Raw genomic sequence first — 15784 nt, 5'->3', positions numbered from 1 at the left:
CGCCTGTAATTCCTGGTCAGCACCAGTTTTGTCACACCCCTGCCCTAGCGTCCGTCGGCATGAGCATCGAGGCGTTGTGGCATCCGTGGCGGCATCTGCGGACCCAGCACCCCGACGTCGAGCTGTGCTGCCGGTACCGGCTCCCAGAGCGGATCATGGGTCTGCAGGTGGGTCGGCGGATCTGGTTGAACCGGTCGCTGAACGTGCAGGCTGAGCGGCGTTGCACGCTGACCCACGAGCTGGTGCACCGTGAGCACGGCCCGGTGCCGGCCGACCCGGCCGCCGCCGAGCGCGAATAGTGGATCGTCGACGAGATCGCGGCGCGGCGGCTCATCACCGCGGTGGCGCTCGCCGACGGGCTGCGCTGGACCCGGCACCCGCGCGAGCTCGCCGAACACCTGTGGGTCGACGAGCCCACCCTGCAAACCCGCATGGCGACGCTGGACCCGGTCGAAGTCCCGCAGCTCAAGCACCTTCTGGACGGAGAGTGGCTGTGGATCCCCTAACCGACCTCGACATTGCGGTGCTGGCGTTGGAGCGACAGTTCTGGCGGACTCCCGGCGCGAAGGACGAGGCGATCCGCGATCAGTTCGCCATGACGTCCGTCCGGTACTACCAGCGGCTGAACCAGATCGTCGCGTCAAAGGCTGCATTGGAGCTGGATCCGGTGCTGGTGAACCGGCTGAGGCGAATCTGTTCGGCTTCGCCGAACGGAGCGAAATTTCTTGCCGGTATGCAAAAGTGCGAAACCGCCGCAACGGCCGGGGGCCGCCGATACGATCGGCCGCCGGGAACAAGTTTGCTGAGCTGATCGCTGCGCTCTGCTCTAGGGGGTTTTGTATGTCCTTCACGTTCGCTTCGCCCGACGCGCTGGCAGCGGCTGCTGCGGAGTTGAGCGGGGTCGGATCCTCAGTCAGCCAAGCGACGCTGGCCGCGGCGGCTTCGACAACGCAGCCCATCGCTGCGGCAGCCGACGAGGTGTCGGCGGCGATCGCGATCTTGTTCGGCCAGCACGGGCAGGAATTTCAGACGCTCAGCCGTGATGCTGCAGCCTTCCATGACCGGTTCGTGCAACTGCTCGGCGGAGCGTCCGATGCTTACGGGACGGCGGAAGCTGCGAACGTCAACCCGTTGATGGCGCTGATCAACGCCCCCACCGAGTTGCTGCTGGGCCGGCCTCTGATCGGTGACGGTTTCGACGGCGCCGCGGGAACTGGCCAGAACGGCGGCGCGGGCGGACTCCTGTGGGGCAACGGCGGGAACGGTGGGTCCGGAGCGGCCGGACTGAGCGGCGGCCGCGGCGGGGACGCCGGCCTGTTCGGTAACGGCGGCGCGGGCGGGGCCGGTGGCGCGGGCACGGCGGGCGCAACTGGCGTCGCGGGTGGCGCAGGCGGTGTCGGCGGGTCAGGTGGAACCGGAGGGCTGATCTTCGGCAATGGAGGCTCCGGAGGCATCGGTGGCCAGGGCGGCATGGGGGGCAGGGGTGTCGACGGCATCGGTGGGGCGGCAGCTGCCGGAGGTACCGGCGGGGCTGGCGGCGCAGGCGGCGCCAAGGGGATGTTGCTGGGGTCTGCAGGCAGTGGCGGGATTGGGGGCGATGGAGGCGTCGGCGGAACCGGAGGCTCTGGCGTGTCCGCTGAAATGTCGTCCGGCGGCACCGGCGGTACGGGCGGCACCGGCGGCGCCGCGGGTGCGGGTGGCGCTGCTGGTTCCGGTGGCGGGGGCGCCGCTGGCCATGCGGGAACGGGCGGAACAGGCGGAACCGGTGGCCAGGGGGGTGCTGCTGGTCAGCAGATGTGGGGCGGTGACGGGCTGGCGGGTGGTGCCGGAGGCGCCGGCGGACGAGGTGGTGACAGTGTCGCCGGCGGCACCAGTGGCAGCGGCGGTCTTGGCGGCAACGGTGGGGCAGGTTCGGACGCCACCTTCGCATTCGGCGCTCCGACTACGGCCGGCGATGGCGGCCACGGTGGCCATGGCGGCAACGCCGGCAGCGGCGGCGGCACCGGGGGGAGCGGCGGCAAGGGCGGCAATGGCGGCGGCGGCGGTTCCGGATCTTCCTACGACACTGCCGTTAGCGCGGGCGGCGGCGGCGGTAACGGTGGTGACGGCGGCGCGGCGAGCGGCAACGGAACGAGCGGCAGCGGCGGTGACGGCGGCAACGGTGGGGCCGGCGCCCGCGGCGGGCACGGCGGCAGCGGCGGTGACGGTGGCGATACGGGCGCCGGAACGGGCGGAACGGGCGGCCAGGGCGGAACCGGCGGCAAGGGTGGCGCCGGCTTACAGGGGGCCACGGCCGGAGGTTTCGCTGGTGCCGGCGGGCAGGGAACCGACGGTGGTGTCGGCGGCGACGGAGGCGATGGCGGGGCCGGCTTGGGCGGCACCAACGGTAACGGCGGCGCAGCCGGCCAGGGCGGAACCGGCGGCCAGGGCGGAACGGGTGCCGCCGATACTGGTTCGGGTGCAGCAACTGGCGGAACGGGCGGGACTGGCGGAGTAGGTGGACACGGAGGAAGCGCGGGTGCTGGCGGATCGGGCGGGTCGGCCGGGGCGGACGGCACCGGAGGTCAGGGTGGCGTCGGTGGCACAGGTGGGCCTGGTAGGCAAGGAAGTGCGGGCGCGATAGGAAGCGTCAACGGCGGCCAAGGAACCCTCGGCGGCAACGGTGGGCAGGGCGGTGCCGGAGGCGTGGGAGTCGGCTCCGCTGACGGCGGACGAGGAGGCGTCGGTGGCACCGGTGGGACCGGTGGCGCCGGAGGTGTGCCCGTCACTGGCAACGGCGGCGCCGCAGGAAATGGAGGCGCGGGAGGCACCGGCGGAGATGGTGGGACCGGCGGAGATGGTGGTGCAGCACTCGGGTCGGGCGGCGCCGGGCGAAACGGTGACGGCGGAACCGGCGGAACCGGCGGCACCGGAGCCACAGGCGCCGACGCCAGCACCTCTACCTTCCTCGGCAAGGGCGGCAAGGGCGGGAGCGCCGGCAACGGCGGAGAAGGCGGTACCGGCCAGGGCACAGCCAATGGCGGCACCGGCGGCGCGGCAGGAACCGCGGGAACCGGCGGCAAGGCTGCCGACAACGGTAGTTACGGCGGCTTCGGTGGCGAAGGCGGCTTCGGCGGACTCGGTGGAACGGGAGGAACCGCCACTGGTTCGGGCAACGGCGGCGACGGGGGTGCGGGCAGCACCGGCGGACTAGGTGGCAACGGCGCGACCGGAGGAAACTCCGATTCGTTATCGAGCACCGTCACTAGCGGCGGATATGGGGGCAATGGCGGCGTAGGAGGCTACGGCGGCACGGGCGGGGCGGCACTGGGGTCCGGACACGGAGGTAACGGCGGCCTTGGCGGCACCGGCGGCCAGAGCGGTAACGGCGGCACGGGCGGTAGCAGCATCTCCGGCAACACTCCCGGCGGACGGGGTGGAACGCCAGGGATCGGTGGCCAAGGCGGTAACGGCGGCGACGGCGGATCCTCGGTGAGCGGCGCCGGCGGCAACGGAGCCAGAGGTGGCAACGGCGGTCGCATCGGCACGCCGGGGCCCGGAGGTGCGGGCCTGCCCGCCGGCCCGATCGGTTACCCGTCCGGTTCTGGCGCCGGCGGGAGCGGAGGACAGCCTGGCAACGGCACTCCCCCCGGCCAATCCGGACGAAACGGCAGCTATGGCTGAGCACCCTATGACACTCAATGAATTCAGTTCGCACACGGAGGTCGATAGTTGATGACACAGCCGATGCCGCCGGGTTGGTACCCGAATCCCTCTGGTGCGCCGGGGAATCGGTACTGGGACGGCGTTCAGTGGACGGCGGCGCAAGCACCTCCGGTGCAGCAGAAGCGCCCGATCTGGCCGTGGATCGTGGTGGGCGTCGTCGTGATGTTCTTCGGCGGCTGCGGGGCGCTGGTGGTGGCCGTCGGCGGCTCGGGCAACAAGACCAAGAACGGGCAGTCGTCAGCACCAGCGTTTCCCTCGTTCAGCGCCCCGGCAGCCCCCACAGCACCGCCGTCGACGACCACCACGACGAAGGCTGCCCCGTCGATCACCTACCTGGTGGAGTCCGATGGCGACCTGTCGTCCGTCACCTACTTCGACGGGCTCAGCGACCAGAAGCAGGAAACCGATGTGCCGGCGCCGTGGACGCGGACCTTCACCAGCGAAGCCACCTACCCGCTGATCGGTGTCGGCGCACAGACCAAAGGCCTGCACGTGTCGTGCCAGATCAGCATCAACGGGCAGGTGAAGGACAAGAAGTCGGCGACCGGCCGTTACGCGGTCGTCAACTGCAACGCGCGCCCCTAGCCGAGCAGCTTGCTCATGGCGAGGGCGGCGGCCTTGCCCGCGGTGCGGTCGAGGTGGCCGTAGACCTTGCTGGTGACGGAGGTGTCCTCGTGGCCGAGGTGCTGGGAGACGACGATGAGCGGGACGCCGGCGGCGAGGAGCCAGCTGGCGGCGGTGTGCCGCAGGTCGTGGATACGGACGGCCTTGGTCAGCACCGGCTTGGCGGGGTTGTCCGGGTCGACGGCTTTCGCTTTGGCGACCGAGGGCGCCCAGACGTTGGCGCGCCACGAGTACAGCCGGATGGGTCCGCCGTGGCTGTTGGTGAACAGCCAGTCGCCGCTGTAGTCGAGACTGTCCAGGACCTGAGTGGGGACGTCGACGGTGCGGTTGCTGCGTTTGGTCTTGGGCTGGCCGAGTTCGTAGCGGGCGTCGGTGCCGTCGGGCACGGTCTTCCACGCCTTGGTGATGCGGAAGGTGTTGGTGGCGCGGTCGACGTCAGCAGGGGTGAGTGCTGTGGCTTCGGAGAATCGACAGCCCGAGGCGACGAGGAAGTCCAGCAGCGGATGCCTCCGCTCGGTGAAATGGGACCGCAGGATCTGGTATTCGGCGCGGGTGAGGAAGCACACTTCGCGGCGCAAGGTGCGGGGCAGGCGGATCCCGGCGGCCGGGTTGGCGGCGAGGTGGTCTTCGCGGACGGCGGCGTTGAGGCAGCCGGATAGGAATCCTATCTTGTTCTGGATGGTCTTGCCGCTGGCGCCGGCCTCGCGCAGTGCGTTGACCCAGGTGCTGATGTCGGAGCGGCGCAGCGCGGTGATCGGGATGTCGCCGAGGACGGGTTCGATGTCGCGGTCGAGGTAGCGGCGGTACTCGGTGAGGGTTTTGCGTTCGACGCCGGAGAGGGCTTTGAGGTGGCGGTCGATCCAGACGGCGACGGTCAGGGGCGGTGCGGTGTCGCGGCCGCGGGGGGTGGGGTCGATGCCGTGCATTTCCAGGGCGCGGCCGGCGCCGTGGGCCTTGATCAGCGAGACGAGTGCGTCGGCCTGCTTGGGGTCGTCGAAGGTGATTCCGGTCTGCTTGCCGTCGACCCAGTAGAGGACGGTGTGTGCTGTGCTGCCGTCGCGTCGTGGGCGCCGACGAACCGATGCCCACCGCGAATCACTTGACAAATCACTTGACACAACCGCCACGCTAGCACTATATGGTGTTTGAACAGCGGTTATAAAGTGGAGCTGCCGGGAATCGAACCCGGGTCCTACGGCATTCCCTCAAGGCTTCTCCGTGCGCAGTCCGCTATGCCTCTGCTCGGATCTCCTGGTCACGCGAACTAGCCAGGATGACGATCCCAGTCGCTGTTGGTGTCCCGATGAGTCCCGCGACCGAACTCATCGGTGGATCCCTCTAGCTGATGCCGGGGTCCGGGTCGAGGGCGTTCCCGGTCCGACAGACTAGCTGTCGCTTAGGCAGCGAGAGCGTAGTCGCGCTGATGTGACTCGGCGCTTAATTGGTTGCAACGACGCTTACGGTGGTCTCTTGCCTGCACCGGCACGCTTCCCTTGATTCGATGCGCGAAGTCGAAACCGTTCAGCCCCTTGTCTTGTTAACTTCGAACATCCCTGCCGGGTCTCCGGCAGGACTCCCCATGGTACGCCGGTTGGAACTAGCGGCAACGCGATTTTGTTTTCGATCGGATCACGAAGCAACCTGGGCCAATGCGCCCCGACAAGCCGAGTACCCCCGATCATTGCTGGTCTCGGGGGTACTCGGAGTGTTGAAAGCAGGTCAGCTGATGCCGACGGCCTCTTTCGCGATTGCGGCAACGCGCGTCTGCGCGGCCGAGACCACGCCCTGCCGGTTCTTGTGCGCCTCCTCGTAAGCCAGCACCACCCGCACGTCACCGGCCTCGGTCAGATCCTTGATCGCCGTCACGGCATCGCCCACGTTGAGCTCGTCGTAGTTCTCGACGGGCAACTCACTCGCGTCCAGAACCCCCGCCGCGGCGCGTCCCGAATGCACGGCGTCCGCGGCTTCGTCGGCCCCCTCCGAGCGGGTCACCCGCTCGGCGGCCTTCAGTGCCGCGCTTTGCGAGGCGGACAGCGCTTTTGCGGCGATCTCGCCCGCGTTCCCGGTCCGCTTGACCAGGTCGTTCAGCGTCAGACCCCGGTTGCGCAGCGCGTCGACGGCCCGCTCCAGACCGCGAGCCGACCAGGAGACCGGCAGGTTGACCCACCGGACCGCCGCCCCCGCTGCCATCTGCGTCGGGGTGCGCCGCAGGGCCGCAGGCCCACCGAGCGCGTCTTCGGCCAGCACCGTCGTCAACCAGTCCACCGTCGCCGAGTGAGCGGTAATCAGCCGTTCCGCCAGTTCCTCGATGTCCTTGCGCTTCGCGGCGATCGCCAGCGCCTTGGTGTAGCGGGCGCGGTCCAGTAGCTGGTCCTCCAGGGCCAGGTCACCGAGCAGCGCTTCGTCGAACGGCTCAGCCTGTTCGGTCAGCGCCTTCACCAGCGCGGTGGCGCGGCCCAGCAGGGGCGCGATGACGTCTGGGTAGCCGCCGAGATCCCGTACCGCGGACTCGAGGGCTTCGGCCCGCTTGCGCCCGTTCTCGGCGTTCTGGGCGAGTTCACGGCGCACCGCGTCCGTACGTGCTTGTGCCACTCGGGTTTCCGCGATCTGGATTTCGGTGTTGGTCAGGTCGAGCAGGGTACGCAGCTGCGCGAGCAGTCTGGTCAAATCTGGTGCAGTCATTTGAGATTCGCCTCCCAGCGATTGAATAGCCAAAGCTTCCTTGCAGTCGGCTACCCGGCGTGGCTGGGTTGACCACATCTATTCGACAGATGTGACCTATGTCGCATTGCCCGCCCGGCGCAGGCCATTCGCGAGGCGAATCGCGGTGTCAGATAACGAAATTCATTCGCTCAACGATGCGCTGCGCGACCTCACGGTCGCCACTGAACTCGATCTCCTGATCGCGCGATGGACACAACGGACGCCCGCCGCCGAGCCGGGTGAATTGCAGCGCATCCAGCCGCAGCGTCGCCGTCGGCTCCGCACCACCGAAGTCGTCGACCACCTGCGCGCGGCCGTCGACGCTGACCCGAACCGAACGCGCCAGCGGGCCGGTCAGCTCGAACAACACCCGCGACCCCTCCGGCGCCTTGGCCAGTTTGCCGACGACGAACCCCATGCTCGCCGCCATCTCGTCGAGTGACAACCGTGCCGCGGGGCCGTCCAGTTGCGCGTCGGACGACGGCCGGTCCAACCCGATCCGGATGTCCTGCTCGTGCATCCAGCAGTCGAAGACCCGGATCCGCATGAACCGTCCGTAACTGTCCATGCCCGCCGGCGTGGGCAGCACCGCCTGCCAGTCGGCGTCGGACAGGTCGGCGAGCACGTTGCGCCGGGTGTTGGTCACCTCCCGGAATCGGCGGAGCACCTCGGCGCCGGATTCCTTGCTGAGACTGCGCACCCAGCACTCGTTCATCACGCCGATGTCGTTGCGCACATGATCGAGTGACTTGACGTCGATATCGGGCTCCGGCGGGCTGATGCCCTGCAGGAAGCACTCGGTGCCGACGATGTGCGACACCACCGCTTTGACGTCCCAGCCGGTCAGCGCGCTCGGGGTCTCCCACTGCGCCTCGGAGAGACCGTCGGCAAGCGCGTCGATGTCGTCCCACACGGCGAAAAGGCCCGCCAGCACTGTGGTTTTGTCGAGCACGGTCACGGGGCGGTCGGCCATTCCTCGGATCCTAGACGTGCCGGAACCGCTCAGACCATGCCTTTGGCCCGACGGCCCAACTCCCGGACCACTTCCCGCTGCGCGTCACGACGGGCCAGATCCTGACGCTTGTCGTGCGCCTGCTTGCCGCGGCCCAGCGCCAGTTCGACCTTGACTTTGCCTTCGTAGAAATACATCGACAGCGGCACCAGGGCGTAGTTGCCTTCCCTGATCTTGCCGATCAGCCCGTCGATTTCCCGACGGTGCAACAGCAGCTTGCGGTTGCGCCGCGGTGCGTGATTGGTCCAGCTGCCGTTCCGGTATTCGGGAATGTGTACGTTGCGCAACCAGATCTCGCCGTCGTCAACGGTGGCGAATGCATCGACCAATGAGGCATGCCCCTCGCGCAGACTCTTGACTTCGGTGCCCTGCAGCGCCACCCCGGCCTCGAACACTTCGAGGATTGAATAGTTGTGCCGGGCCTTGCGATTGCTGGCGATGATTTGTTTGCCGTCTGCGCGTCGCTTGGACTGGGGCTTGTTGGCCACGGCTACCGCCGGACGTAGAGCCGCAGCGTGGCATAGGCAGTCAAGCCGGCCATCGCCACGCCGACCAGGAACAACCACGGCGCGATGTAGAGGATGTCGGCGTAGTCGACCTTGGCGATCAGATGGGCTTCATAGAACTGGCTCAACGCCCCTTCCAGGAAGAAGGTCCGCACGCCGATCAGGCCGAGGATGGCGATCACCACGCCGATCGTCGCGGCCAGCATGGCCTCCACCAGGAACGGCAGTTGGGTGTACCAGCGGCTGGCTCCGACGAGTCGCATGATGCCGATCTCGGTGCGCCTGGTGAAGGCGGCGACCTGAACCATGTTGGCGATCAGCAGGATCGCCCCGACCGCCTGGACCAGTGCGACGGCGAACGCCGCCTTGCTCAGACCGTCCAGCACGGCGAACAGCCGGTCGATCAGCTGTTTCTGGTTGAGGGTGTCCCGCACGCCGGGCTGCCCCTCTATGGCGGCGACGAAGTCTCTGTGCTGCTCGGGGCTGTACAGCTTGACGATGAACGAGGCCGGGAAGGAGTCCTTGTCGGCGACATCCTTGAACTCCGGGAACCTGCGCATCGCGTCGTCGTAGGCGGTCTGCTGGTTGACGAAGCGCACCGACTTGACGTCCTGCCGGGTCTCGATCTTGTTCCGCAACGCCTTGCACAGATCGCCGGTGCAGCTCGTGTCGTTGGCCGAGATGTCATTGGTCAAAAAGACCTGCGTCTCGACGCGATCGAGATAGATGGCCCGCGAATTGTCGGCCAGCCGCACCACCAGCAGTCCGCCGCCGAACAGCCCGATCGAGATGGCGGTGGTCAGGATCATCGCGATCGTCATGGTGACGTTGCGACGCAGGCCGGTCAGGACCTCGTTGAATAGGAATCCGAAGCGCACTTAGCGATCCATCCCGTAGACGCCGCGCTGTTCGTCACGAACCAGCCTGCCCAGTGACAACTCGACCACCCGCTGCCGCATCGCGTCGACGATGTGGTGGTCGTGTGTCGCCATCAACACCGTCGTCCCGTTGCGGTTGATCCGCTCCAACAGATCCATGATGTCCTTACTGGTGTCGGGGTCGAGGTTCCCGGTGGGCTCGTCGGCCAGCAGCACCAGCGGCTTGTTGACGTACGCCCGCGCAATCGCCACCCGCTGCTGCTCGCCGCCGGACAACTCGTGCGGCAGCCGGTTGGCCTTGCCCGACAGTCCGACCGTCTCGAGCACGTCGGGCACCACTTTGTTGATCGTGTCAGTGCGTCTGCCGATGACCTCCAGCGCAAAGGCGACGTTGTCGTACACGGTCTTCTGTTGCAGCAACCGGAAGTCCTGGAACACGCAGCCCATCACCTGACGCAGCTTCGGAACGTTACGGCCGCTGAGCTTGTTGACGTGGAACTTCGAGACCCGGATGTCCCCGGACGAGGGTGTCTCCGCCGCCAGCAGCAGCCGCATGAACGTCGACTTGCCCGACCCGGACGGACCGATGAGGAACACGAACTCACCCTTGTCGATCTGGACGTTGACGTCGTCCAAGGCTGGACGCGCCGACGATTTGTACTGCTTGGTGACATGTTCCAGGGTGATCATCACGGCACGCCAGTGTAGCGGGGTGTCTCGCCGGGCCGCGAGAATCAGCGAGCCGGCGCCGGCGGGACGGGTCCCGGTTGCTGCGGTGGCGCTGACGGAATCGGACTGGGCGTCGACGTCGGCGTGCAGAACGGCGGGATACACGGCAACTGGATCAACGGCGTGGTCGTCGTCGTGGTCGTCGTCGGCGGCGGTGGCGGCGGCGTCGTCGTCGTGGTGGTGGTGGGTGTCGGCGTCAGCGTGCGCTGCGGCTGCTCCACCCTGGTGCGCGGCACCCAGGTGTAGTCGGGGTCCGGCACGTAACCCGGCGGTACCATTTGCGACGACGGGGCGGGGCTCGGCGCCTGCTCCTGCGGGCGGTACGTCTCGTAGGCCCACCAGATGGCCAGGAACGCCACCATCAAGACGATGGTCGACGTGCGGACGCGACCACCGAACAGGTGACTCGGCGCCCGACGCTCCCCCGGTTCCCGCCGCTTGTTCAGCAGGTTCAGTTCGAGTTTCATCGGCGCGTCACCTGACCCGCGGACTTGTCCAGGTCGGTTCCCTCACCGGCCTCGGGATCGGCGACACCGCCGTCGTCGACGACGCCCACGGTGGCATCGGCCGCCGTCACGATGCCCGCCTTGGCCAGTGCCCGGATGACCAGCACCCGCAACTGGCGGCCGGCCTCGAACTGCTTGCCCGGCAGGGTGCGGGCCACCAGCCGCAGTGTGACGGTGCTGAGTTCGATGCTCTCGACACCCATCACCGTCGGCGCGTCCAGCAGCAGGTCGCCCAGCTGCGGGTTCTCGAGTGCCCGCTCGCACTCCTGATGCAGGACTTCGTTGACCCGGTTGAGGTCGGCGCTGGTCGAGACGGGGATGTCGACTACCGCGCGCGCCCAGTCCTTGGACAGGTTGATCGTCTTGACGATCGAACCGTTGGGAATGGTGAACAGCTCCCCGTCCGAGGAGCGCAGCCGGGTGACCCGCAAGGTCACGTTCTCCACGGTGCCGCGGGCCTCGGCGGCGATCCCCGAGACCGTCAGCGACACCAGGTCACCGAACCCGTACTGCTTCTCGACAATGATGAAGAAGCCCGAGAGCAGGTCCTTGACCAGCTGCTGGGCCCCGAAGCCCAGCGCGGCGCCCACCACTGTCGCCGGCGCGATCAATCCGCCCACCGAGAACTGCAGCACGCTGCCGATCTGCACGATCACCACGATCGAGATCAGCACGATCGACACCCAGGAGATCACCGATGCGACCGCCTGGCGGTGTTTGGTTGCCTCCGAGCGGACCAGGGCGTCGCTTTCGGCGAAGCCCTCGTCGAGTTGGCTGGTCACCCGCTGGGCGACCCACTGCACCAACCGCGCGGCGAGTATGGCCGCGATCACCAGCATGGCGATCCGCAGGCCCCGGGTGATGATCCATTCGCCGATCTGACCGCGCCAGAAGTCGTGCCAGCGCTGCGCCGCATCGGCGAGCCTCAAAGAAATAGCCGTTGTATTAGTCGTCATCTTTTCTGTTACGCCAGCGGATCCCTGCTTCCAGGAACCCGTCGATGTCTCCGTCCAAGACAGCCGCAGGATTGCCCACTTCGAACTCGGTGCGCAGATCCTTGACCATCTGATATGGGTGCAGTACATAGGACCGCATCTGGTTTCCCCAGGAGCTGCCGCCGTCACCTTTCAGGGCGTCCAGCTCCGCGCGTTCTTCGGAACGCTTGCGCTCCAACAACTTTGCCTGAAGCACTCGTAACGCCGAAACTTTGTTCTGCAGTTGCGACTTCTCGTTCTGGCAAGTGACGACGATACCGGTTGGGATGTGGGTGAGTCGAACCGCCGAGTCGGTGGTGTTGACCGATTGCCCGCCCGGCCCGCTGGACCGGTAGACGTCGACCCGCAGGTCGCCTTCGGGGATTTCGATGTGGTCGGTGGTCTCCACCACCGGGAGCACCTCCACCTCCGCGAAAGACGTCTGACGTCGACTTTGGTTGTCGAACGGACTGATGCGCACCAGACGGTGGGTGCCCTGTTCGACCGAGAGAGTGCCGTAGGCGAACGGTGCGTGCACGGCGAAGGTCGCGCTCTTGATCCCGGCCTCCTCGGCGTAGGACGTGTCGAACACCTCAACGCCGTATTTGTGCTGTTCAGCCCACCGGATGTACATCCGCATCAGCATCTCGGCCCAGTCGGCGGCGTCGACCCCGCCCGCTCCGGAGCGAATTGTGACCAAGGCCTCACGTTCGTCGTACTCGCCGGACAGCAAAGTACGCACTTCGGTGGCTTCGATGTCGGCGCGCAACGCCTTGAGCTCGGCGTCGGCTTCGGCGAGCGCGGAATCGCCCTCGGCTCCCTCTTCTTCGGTGGCCAGTTCGTACAACACCGGCAGGTCGTCGAGGCGTTGCCGCAACTCTTCGATCCGGCGCAGCTCACCCTGGGTGTGCGACAGCTCACTGGTGACTTTCTGCGCGCGCGCCTGGTCGTCCCACAGATTAGGGTCGGACGCTTCCTTTTCGAGCTTTTCGATCCGGCTCTTCAGACCGTCCACATCGAGCACCCGTTCCACCGTGGTGAGGGTGGAGTCCAGAGCGGCGATTTCTGCTTGACGGTCAAGTTCCACAGGCGCCCACGTTACCGGCAGCACCGTCTAGCATCAGGAGACCATCAGTGCAACGCACGACTGTGACGCCGGCCCTCGCGTGCAGTCGAGCACGAACAGAAGGCACGACATGCGTTCCCATCATGTTGCGATCGTCGGCTCCGGTCCGTCGGGTTTCTTTGCCGCCGCATCCCTGCTCAAGGCCGCCGACGCGTCCGACGACCTCACTGTCGCGGTCGACATGCTCGAGATGCTGCCCACCCCGTGGGGCCTGGTGCGGTCCGGCGTCGCCCCCGACCACCCCAAGATCAAATCGATCAGCAAACAGTTCGAGAAGATCGCCGGTGATCCGCGTTTCCGTTTTTTCGGCAACGTGGTGGTCGGCGAGCACGTGCACGCCAGTGAGCTCGCCGAGCAGTACGACGCGGTGATCTACGCCATTGGCGCGCAGTCGGACAAACCGTTGAACATCCCCGGCGAGGATCTGCCCGGCAGCATCTCCGCCGTCGACTTCGTCGGCTGGTACAACGCCCACCCGCATTTCGAGGAGAAGACACCGAACCTGTCCGGCGCCCGGGCCGTCGTGATCGGCAACGGCAACGTTGCGATCGACGTCGCCCGCATCCTGGTCACCGACCCCGACGTGCTGGGACAGACCGACATCGCCGACCACGCGCTGGAATCGCTGCGACCGCGCGGTGTGGAAGAGGTGGTCGTCATCGGGCGCCGCGGCCCGCTCCAGACGGCGTTCACCACGCTGGAGTTGCGCGAGTTGGGTGAGCTCGACGGGGTCGACGTGATCGTGGACCCCGCCCAGTTCGCCGACATCACCGACGAGGCCGCCGAGGCCGCAGGCAAGACGACCAAGCAGAACATCAAAGTGCTGCGGGACTACGCGCAGCGGGAGCCGCGACCGGGCCACCGGCGAATTGTGTTCCGCTTCTTGACATCTCCGATCGAGATCAAGGGCGACGAACGCGTCGAGCGAATCGTCCTGGGCCGCAACGAATTGGTCACCGACGACAACGGCTGGGTGTCGGCCAAGGACACCGGCGAGCGCGAGGAACTGCCGGTGCAACTGGTGGTGCGCTCGGTCGGCTACCGCGGCAAGCCGACGCCCGGTTTGCCGTTCGACGAGAAGCGGGGCACCATCCCGCACAGCGACGGCCGGATCGACGGCAGCCGCAACGAGTACGTCGTCGGCTGGATCAAGCGCGGCCCCACCGGGGTGATCGGGACCAACAAGTCCGACTCCCAGGACACCGTCGACACGGTGCTGGCCGACCTGGCCGAAGCCAGGGCTGCCGAACGGCCCGAGGACCATGCCGACAAGCTCGCCGACTGGTTGCTCGAACGCCAACCGAAAGTGGTCACCTCAGCCCACTGGGATCTCATCGACCAGTTCGAGCGGTCGGCGGGCGAACCGCACGGGCGTCCGCGGGTGAAACTGGCCAACCTCGCCAAACTGCTGCACATCGGGCACGGCTGATCGCTATCCCACCAGCACTCCGGGGTTGAGGATCCCCGCCGGGTCCAGCGTGTGCTTCACCGCACGTAGCGCCGCGGCGAACGGGCCGGGACGTTGCCGGTCGTACCACGGCCGGTGATCGCGACCGACCGCGTGGTGGTGGGTGATGGTGCCTCCGGTGGCGCTGATCGCCTCGGACACAGCGGCTTTCATCTCGTCCCACTGCGCGTCAAGCGATCCCCACCGGCCGCCCGCATAGATGCCGTAGTACGGCGCCGGTCCGTCAGGGTAGACGTGGGTGAACCGGCAGGTCACCACTCCGGTGCCGCAGACCCGGCTGATCGCGGCCCGGGCGGCGTCGGTGACCGCGGCATGCAGAGCGTCGAATCCATCCCAGGTGCAGGCGGTTTCGAAGGTTTCAGCGATGACACCGCGGCGTGCCATGGCGTCGCGTTGATACGGCATCCGCAAGAACGCCGAACGCCAGGACTCCGAGGCGTCGGCCGTCTCGCTGGACTTGTCGCCGTCGGAGTCGCGGCTCCGGCGCGAAATCACCGTGCCGCCGTATTCGGCGGCGATCTCCAGCGCCCGGGTGAGCCACGGGTCGATCGGGTGATCCGCGGATTCGAAAGCCAGCACCAGAAGCCCGCCGCTGACCGACGTGCCCGCGTTGAGGAACGCTTCGGCGGGATCCAGTAGCCGACAGTTCGCCGGGAAGAGCCCGGCTTGCGCGACTGACCGGGTCGCAGCGACCGCGCCGGCCCAGTGGTCGAACGCGACCGACGCGGTGACCTGCCAGCGGCGCCGGTTCTGCAACCGCATCCAGGCTTCGGTGATGACGCCGAGGGTGCCCTCGGAGCCGATGAACAGCCGGTCCGGGGACGGGCCCGCCCCGGACCCCGGTAGCCGCCGCGATTCGCTGATCCCGGTGGGGGTGACCACCCGCACCGATTCGGTGAGGTCGTCGATGTGGGTGTACAGCGTGGCGAAATGCCCGCCGGCGCGGGTGGCCAGCCAGCCGCCGAGGCTGGAGAAGGCGAACGACTGCGGAAAGTGCCGCAGCGTCAGATCGTGGCGGCGGAGTTGGTCTTCGATCCACGGGCCGAGCGCGCCGGCCTGGATTCGGGCGGCGCGGCTGACGGCGTCGACCTCGACCACGGCGCTCATCGCGCTGATATCGAGGGTGACGGCGGGCCCCTCGAAGCGCGGCTCGACGCCTCCCACCACCGAGCTGCCTCCGCCGTAGGGTATGACCGAAATCCCTTCCCGCCCACACCAATCCAGTACGTCGATCACGTCCTGCTCGCGTCGCGGCCGCACGATCAGATCGGGGACATGATCGATGGTGCCCTGCAGGTTGCGCGCCACGTCCCGAAACGCCTTGCCGCGCGCGTGGCCCACCCGGTCGATGAGATGCGCCGAACACAGCGCGCTCAACGTCGCGGGCGGGGTGATCCGGGGCCCGGGCAGCCCGAGCGCGGCCGGATCCGGCGGACGGTGGTCCGTCAGATCCTGTCCGGGCAGCATGGCCGCCATCCGGGCCACCAGGTCCTTGGTCTCCTGATCGGTGAGGGCCTGCTCGAGTGTGCCCCACCCCCACCACGAACGCATGC

At 67.6% G+C, this 15784-nt stretch carries 16 protein-coding genes and 1 other RNA gene; 6 read left to right on the top strand and 11 right to left on the bottom strand.

All coding sequences use genetic code 11. From position 1 onward, the window contains the following. Nucleotides 1-59 precede the first annotated feature (59 nt). From AC5Y5Z_RS12065 to AC5Y5Z_RS12045, 5 genes are read left to right on the top strand one after another with little or no spacing between them, the layout of a single operon-like run. The gene (locus tag AC5Y5Z_RS12065) at nucleotides 60-299 is read left to right on the top strand and encodes a hypothetical protein (protein WP_499925305.1); all 240 of its coding nucleotides are present in this window, start codon (nucleotides 60-62) and stop codon (nucleotides 297-299) included. A 42-nt stretch (nucleotides 300-341) separates the two neighbouring features. After that, nucleotides 342-506, top strand: a complete 165-nt coding sequence (locus tag AC5Y5Z_RS12060) for a hypothetical protein (protein ID WP_499925303.1) — start codon at nucleotides 342-344, stop codon at nucleotides 504-506. Continuing rightward, a complete protein-coding gene (locus AC5Y5Z_RS12055) occupies nucleotides 494-811 on the top strand; it encodes a DUF3263 domain-containing protein (protein ID WP_499925301.1) in 318 nt (105 codons plus the stop codon). Before AC5Y5Z_RS12060 ends, AC5Y5Z_RS12055 begins: the two co-directional genes overlap by 13 nt. Nucleotides 812-840: 29 nt before the next feature. Then, entirely contained in the window at nucleotides 841-3663 is a 2823-nt protein-coding gene (locus AC5Y5Z_RS12050; protein ID WP_499925299.1) for a PE family protein, read from the top strand. Between the two features lie 51 nt (nucleotides 3664-3714). Continuing rightward, nucleotides 3715-4290 (top strand): MmpS family transport accessory protein, encoded by a 576-nt coding sequence (locus AC5Y5Z_RS12045; protein ID WP_499925297.1) that lies wholly within the window; start codon nucleotides 3715-3717, stop codon nucleotides 4288-4290. On the opposite strand, the gene AC5Y5Z_RS12040 is transcribed toward AC5Y5Z_RS12045, so the two are convergent. The 10 genes from AC5Y5Z_RS12040 to prfB form a co-directional block, all read right to left on the bottom strand. Further along, a complete protein-coding gene (locus AC5Y5Z_RS12040) occupies nucleotides 4287-5447 on the bottom strand; it encodes a tyrosine-type recombinase/integrase (RefSeq protein WP_499925296.1) in 1161 nt (386 codons plus the stop codon). The two genes, AC5Y5Z_RS12045 and AC5Y5Z_RS12040, sit on opposite strands and share 4 nt — an antisense overlap. Nucleotides 5448-5490: 43 nt before the next feature. Beyond that, nucleotides 5491-5858, bottom strand: a transfer-messenger RNA (tmRNA) gene (gene ssrA / locus AC5Y5Z_RS12035). A gap of 190 nt (nucleotides 5859-6048) precedes the next feature. Beyond that, nucleotides 6049-7011 carry a ferritin-like domain-containing protein gene (locus AC5Y5Z_RS12030; RefSeq protein ID WP_463827652.1) on the bottom strand — a complete coding sequence of 321 codons (963 nt, stop codon included), beginning with the start codon at nucleotides 7009-7011 and terminating at the stop codon, nucleotides 6049-6051. A 148-nt stretch (nucleotides 7012-7159) separates the two neighbouring features. After that, a complete protein-coding gene (locus tag AC5Y5Z_RS12025; RefSeq protein ID WP_499925294.1) occupies nucleotides 7160-8005 on the bottom strand; it encodes a maleylpyruvate isomerase family mycothiol-dependent enzyme in 846 nt (281 codons plus the stop codon). 29 nt (nucleotides 8006-8034) lie between these two features. Next, complete coding sequence (gene smpB, locus AC5Y5Z_RS12020) at nucleotides 8035-8532, bottom strand: SsrA-binding protein SmpB (RefSeq protein WP_499925293.1); 498 nt, start codon at nucleotides 8530-8532, stop codon at nucleotides 8035-8037. 2 nt (nucleotides 8533-8534) lie between these two features. Beyond that, entirely contained in the window at nucleotides 8535-9428 is an 894-nt protein-coding gene (ftsX, locus tag AC5Y5Z_RS12015; protein WP_463827649.1) for a permease-like cell division protein FtsX, read from the bottom strand. Beyond that, complete coding sequence (ftsE, locus tag AC5Y5Z_RS12010; protein ID WP_463827788.1) at nucleotides 9429-10118, bottom strand: cell division ATP-binding protein FtsE; 690 nt, start codon at nucleotides 10116-10118, stop codon at nucleotides 9429-9431. Between the two features lie 44 nt (nucleotides 10119-10162). Further along, complete coding sequence (locus tag AC5Y5Z_RS12005) at nucleotides 10163-10624, bottom strand: Rv3103c family proline-rich protein (RefSeq protein WP_463827648.1); 462 nt, start codon at nucleotides 10622-10624, stop codon at nucleotides 10163-10165. Continuing rightward, entirely contained in the window at nucleotides 10621-11619 is a 999-nt protein-coding gene (locus AC5Y5Z_RS12000; protein ID WP_463827647.1) for a mechanosensitive ion channel family protein, read from the bottom strand. The genes AC5Y5Z_RS12005 and AC5Y5Z_RS12000 overlap by 4 nt, the downstream gene beginning before the upstream one ends. Next, nucleotides 11609-12724, bottom strand: coding sequence for a peptide chain release factor 2 (prfB, locus tag AC5Y5Z_RS11995; protein ID WP_463827646.1), 1116 nt, complete (start codon nucleotides 12722-12724; stop codon nucleotides 11609-11611). Before prfB ends, AC5Y5Z_RS12000 begins: the two co-directional genes overlap by 11 nt. A gap of 109 nt (nucleotides 12725-12833) precedes the next feature. On the opposite strand from prfB, the gene AC5Y5Z_RS11990 reads away from it, so the two are divergent. Further along, nucleotides 12834-14192 carry an FAD-dependent oxidoreductase gene (locus tag AC5Y5Z_RS11990; RefSeq protein ID WP_499925292.1) on the top strand — a complete coding sequence of 453 codons (1359 nt, stop codon included), beginning with the start codon at nucleotides 12834-12836 and terminating at the stop codon, nucleotides 14190-14192. A gap of 3 nt (nucleotides 14193-14195) precedes the next feature. On the opposite strand, the gene AC5Y5Z_RS11985 is transcribed toward AC5Y5Z_RS11990, so the two are convergent. Then, nucleotides 14196-15782 carry an FAD-binding oxidoreductase gene (locus AC5Y5Z_RS11985; protein ID WP_463827644.1) on the bottom strand — a complete coding sequence of 529 codons (1587 nt, stop codon included), beginning with the start codon at nucleotides 15780-15782 and terminating at the stop codon, nucleotides 14196-14198. Between the last annotated feature and the right edge of the window lie 2 nt (nucleotides 15783-15784).

It is taken from the genome of Mycobacterium sp. NGS29 (genome assembly GCF_059812965.1).
Note: the sequence above shows the minus strand (reverse complement) of the source record. Positions and strands in the feature narration are given on the sequence as shown.

Coding starts and splice junctions, on each gene's coding strand:
- AC5Y5Z_RS12005 (WP_463827648.1), bottom strand. CDS start 10,624: ATGAAACTCGAACTGAACCTGCTGAACAAGCGGCGGGAACCGGGGGAG.
- AC5Y5Z_RS12045 (WP_499925297.1), top strand. CDS start 3,715: ATGACACAGCCGATGCCGCCGGGTTGGTACCCGAATCCCTCTGGTGCG.
- AC5Y5Z_RS11985 (WP_463827644.1), bottom strand. CDS start 15,782: ATGCGTTCGTGGTGGGGGTGGGGCACACTCGAGCAGGCCCTCACCGAT.
- AC5Y5Z_RS12050 (WP_499925299.1), top strand. CDS start 841: ATGTCCTTCACGTTCGCTTCGCCCGACGCGCTGGCAGCGGCTGCTGCG.
- AC5Y5Z_RS12030 (WP_463827652.1), bottom strand. CDS start 7,011: ATGACTGCACCAGATTTGACCAGACTGCTCGCGCAGCTGCGTACCCTG.
- AC5Y5Z_RS12065 (WP_499925305.1), top strand. CDS start 60: ATGAGCATCGAGGCGTTGTGGCATCCGTGGCGGCATCTGCGGACCCAG.
- AC5Y5Z_RS12025 (WP_499925294.1), bottom strand. CDS start 8,005: ATGGCCGACCGCCCCGTGACCGTGCTCGACAAAACCACAGTGCTGGCG.
- ftsE (WP_463827788.1), bottom strand. CDS start 10,118: ATGATCACCCTGGAACATGTCACCAAGCAGTACAAATCGTCGGCGCGT.
- AC5Y5Z_RS12000 (WP_463827647.1), bottom strand. CDS start 11,619: ATGACGACTAATACAACGGCTATTTCTTTGAGGCTCGCCGATGCGGCG.
- AC5Y5Z_RS11990 (WP_499925292.1), top strand. CDS start 12,834: ATGCGTTCCCATCATGTTGCGATCGTCGGCTCCGGTCCGTCGGGTTTC.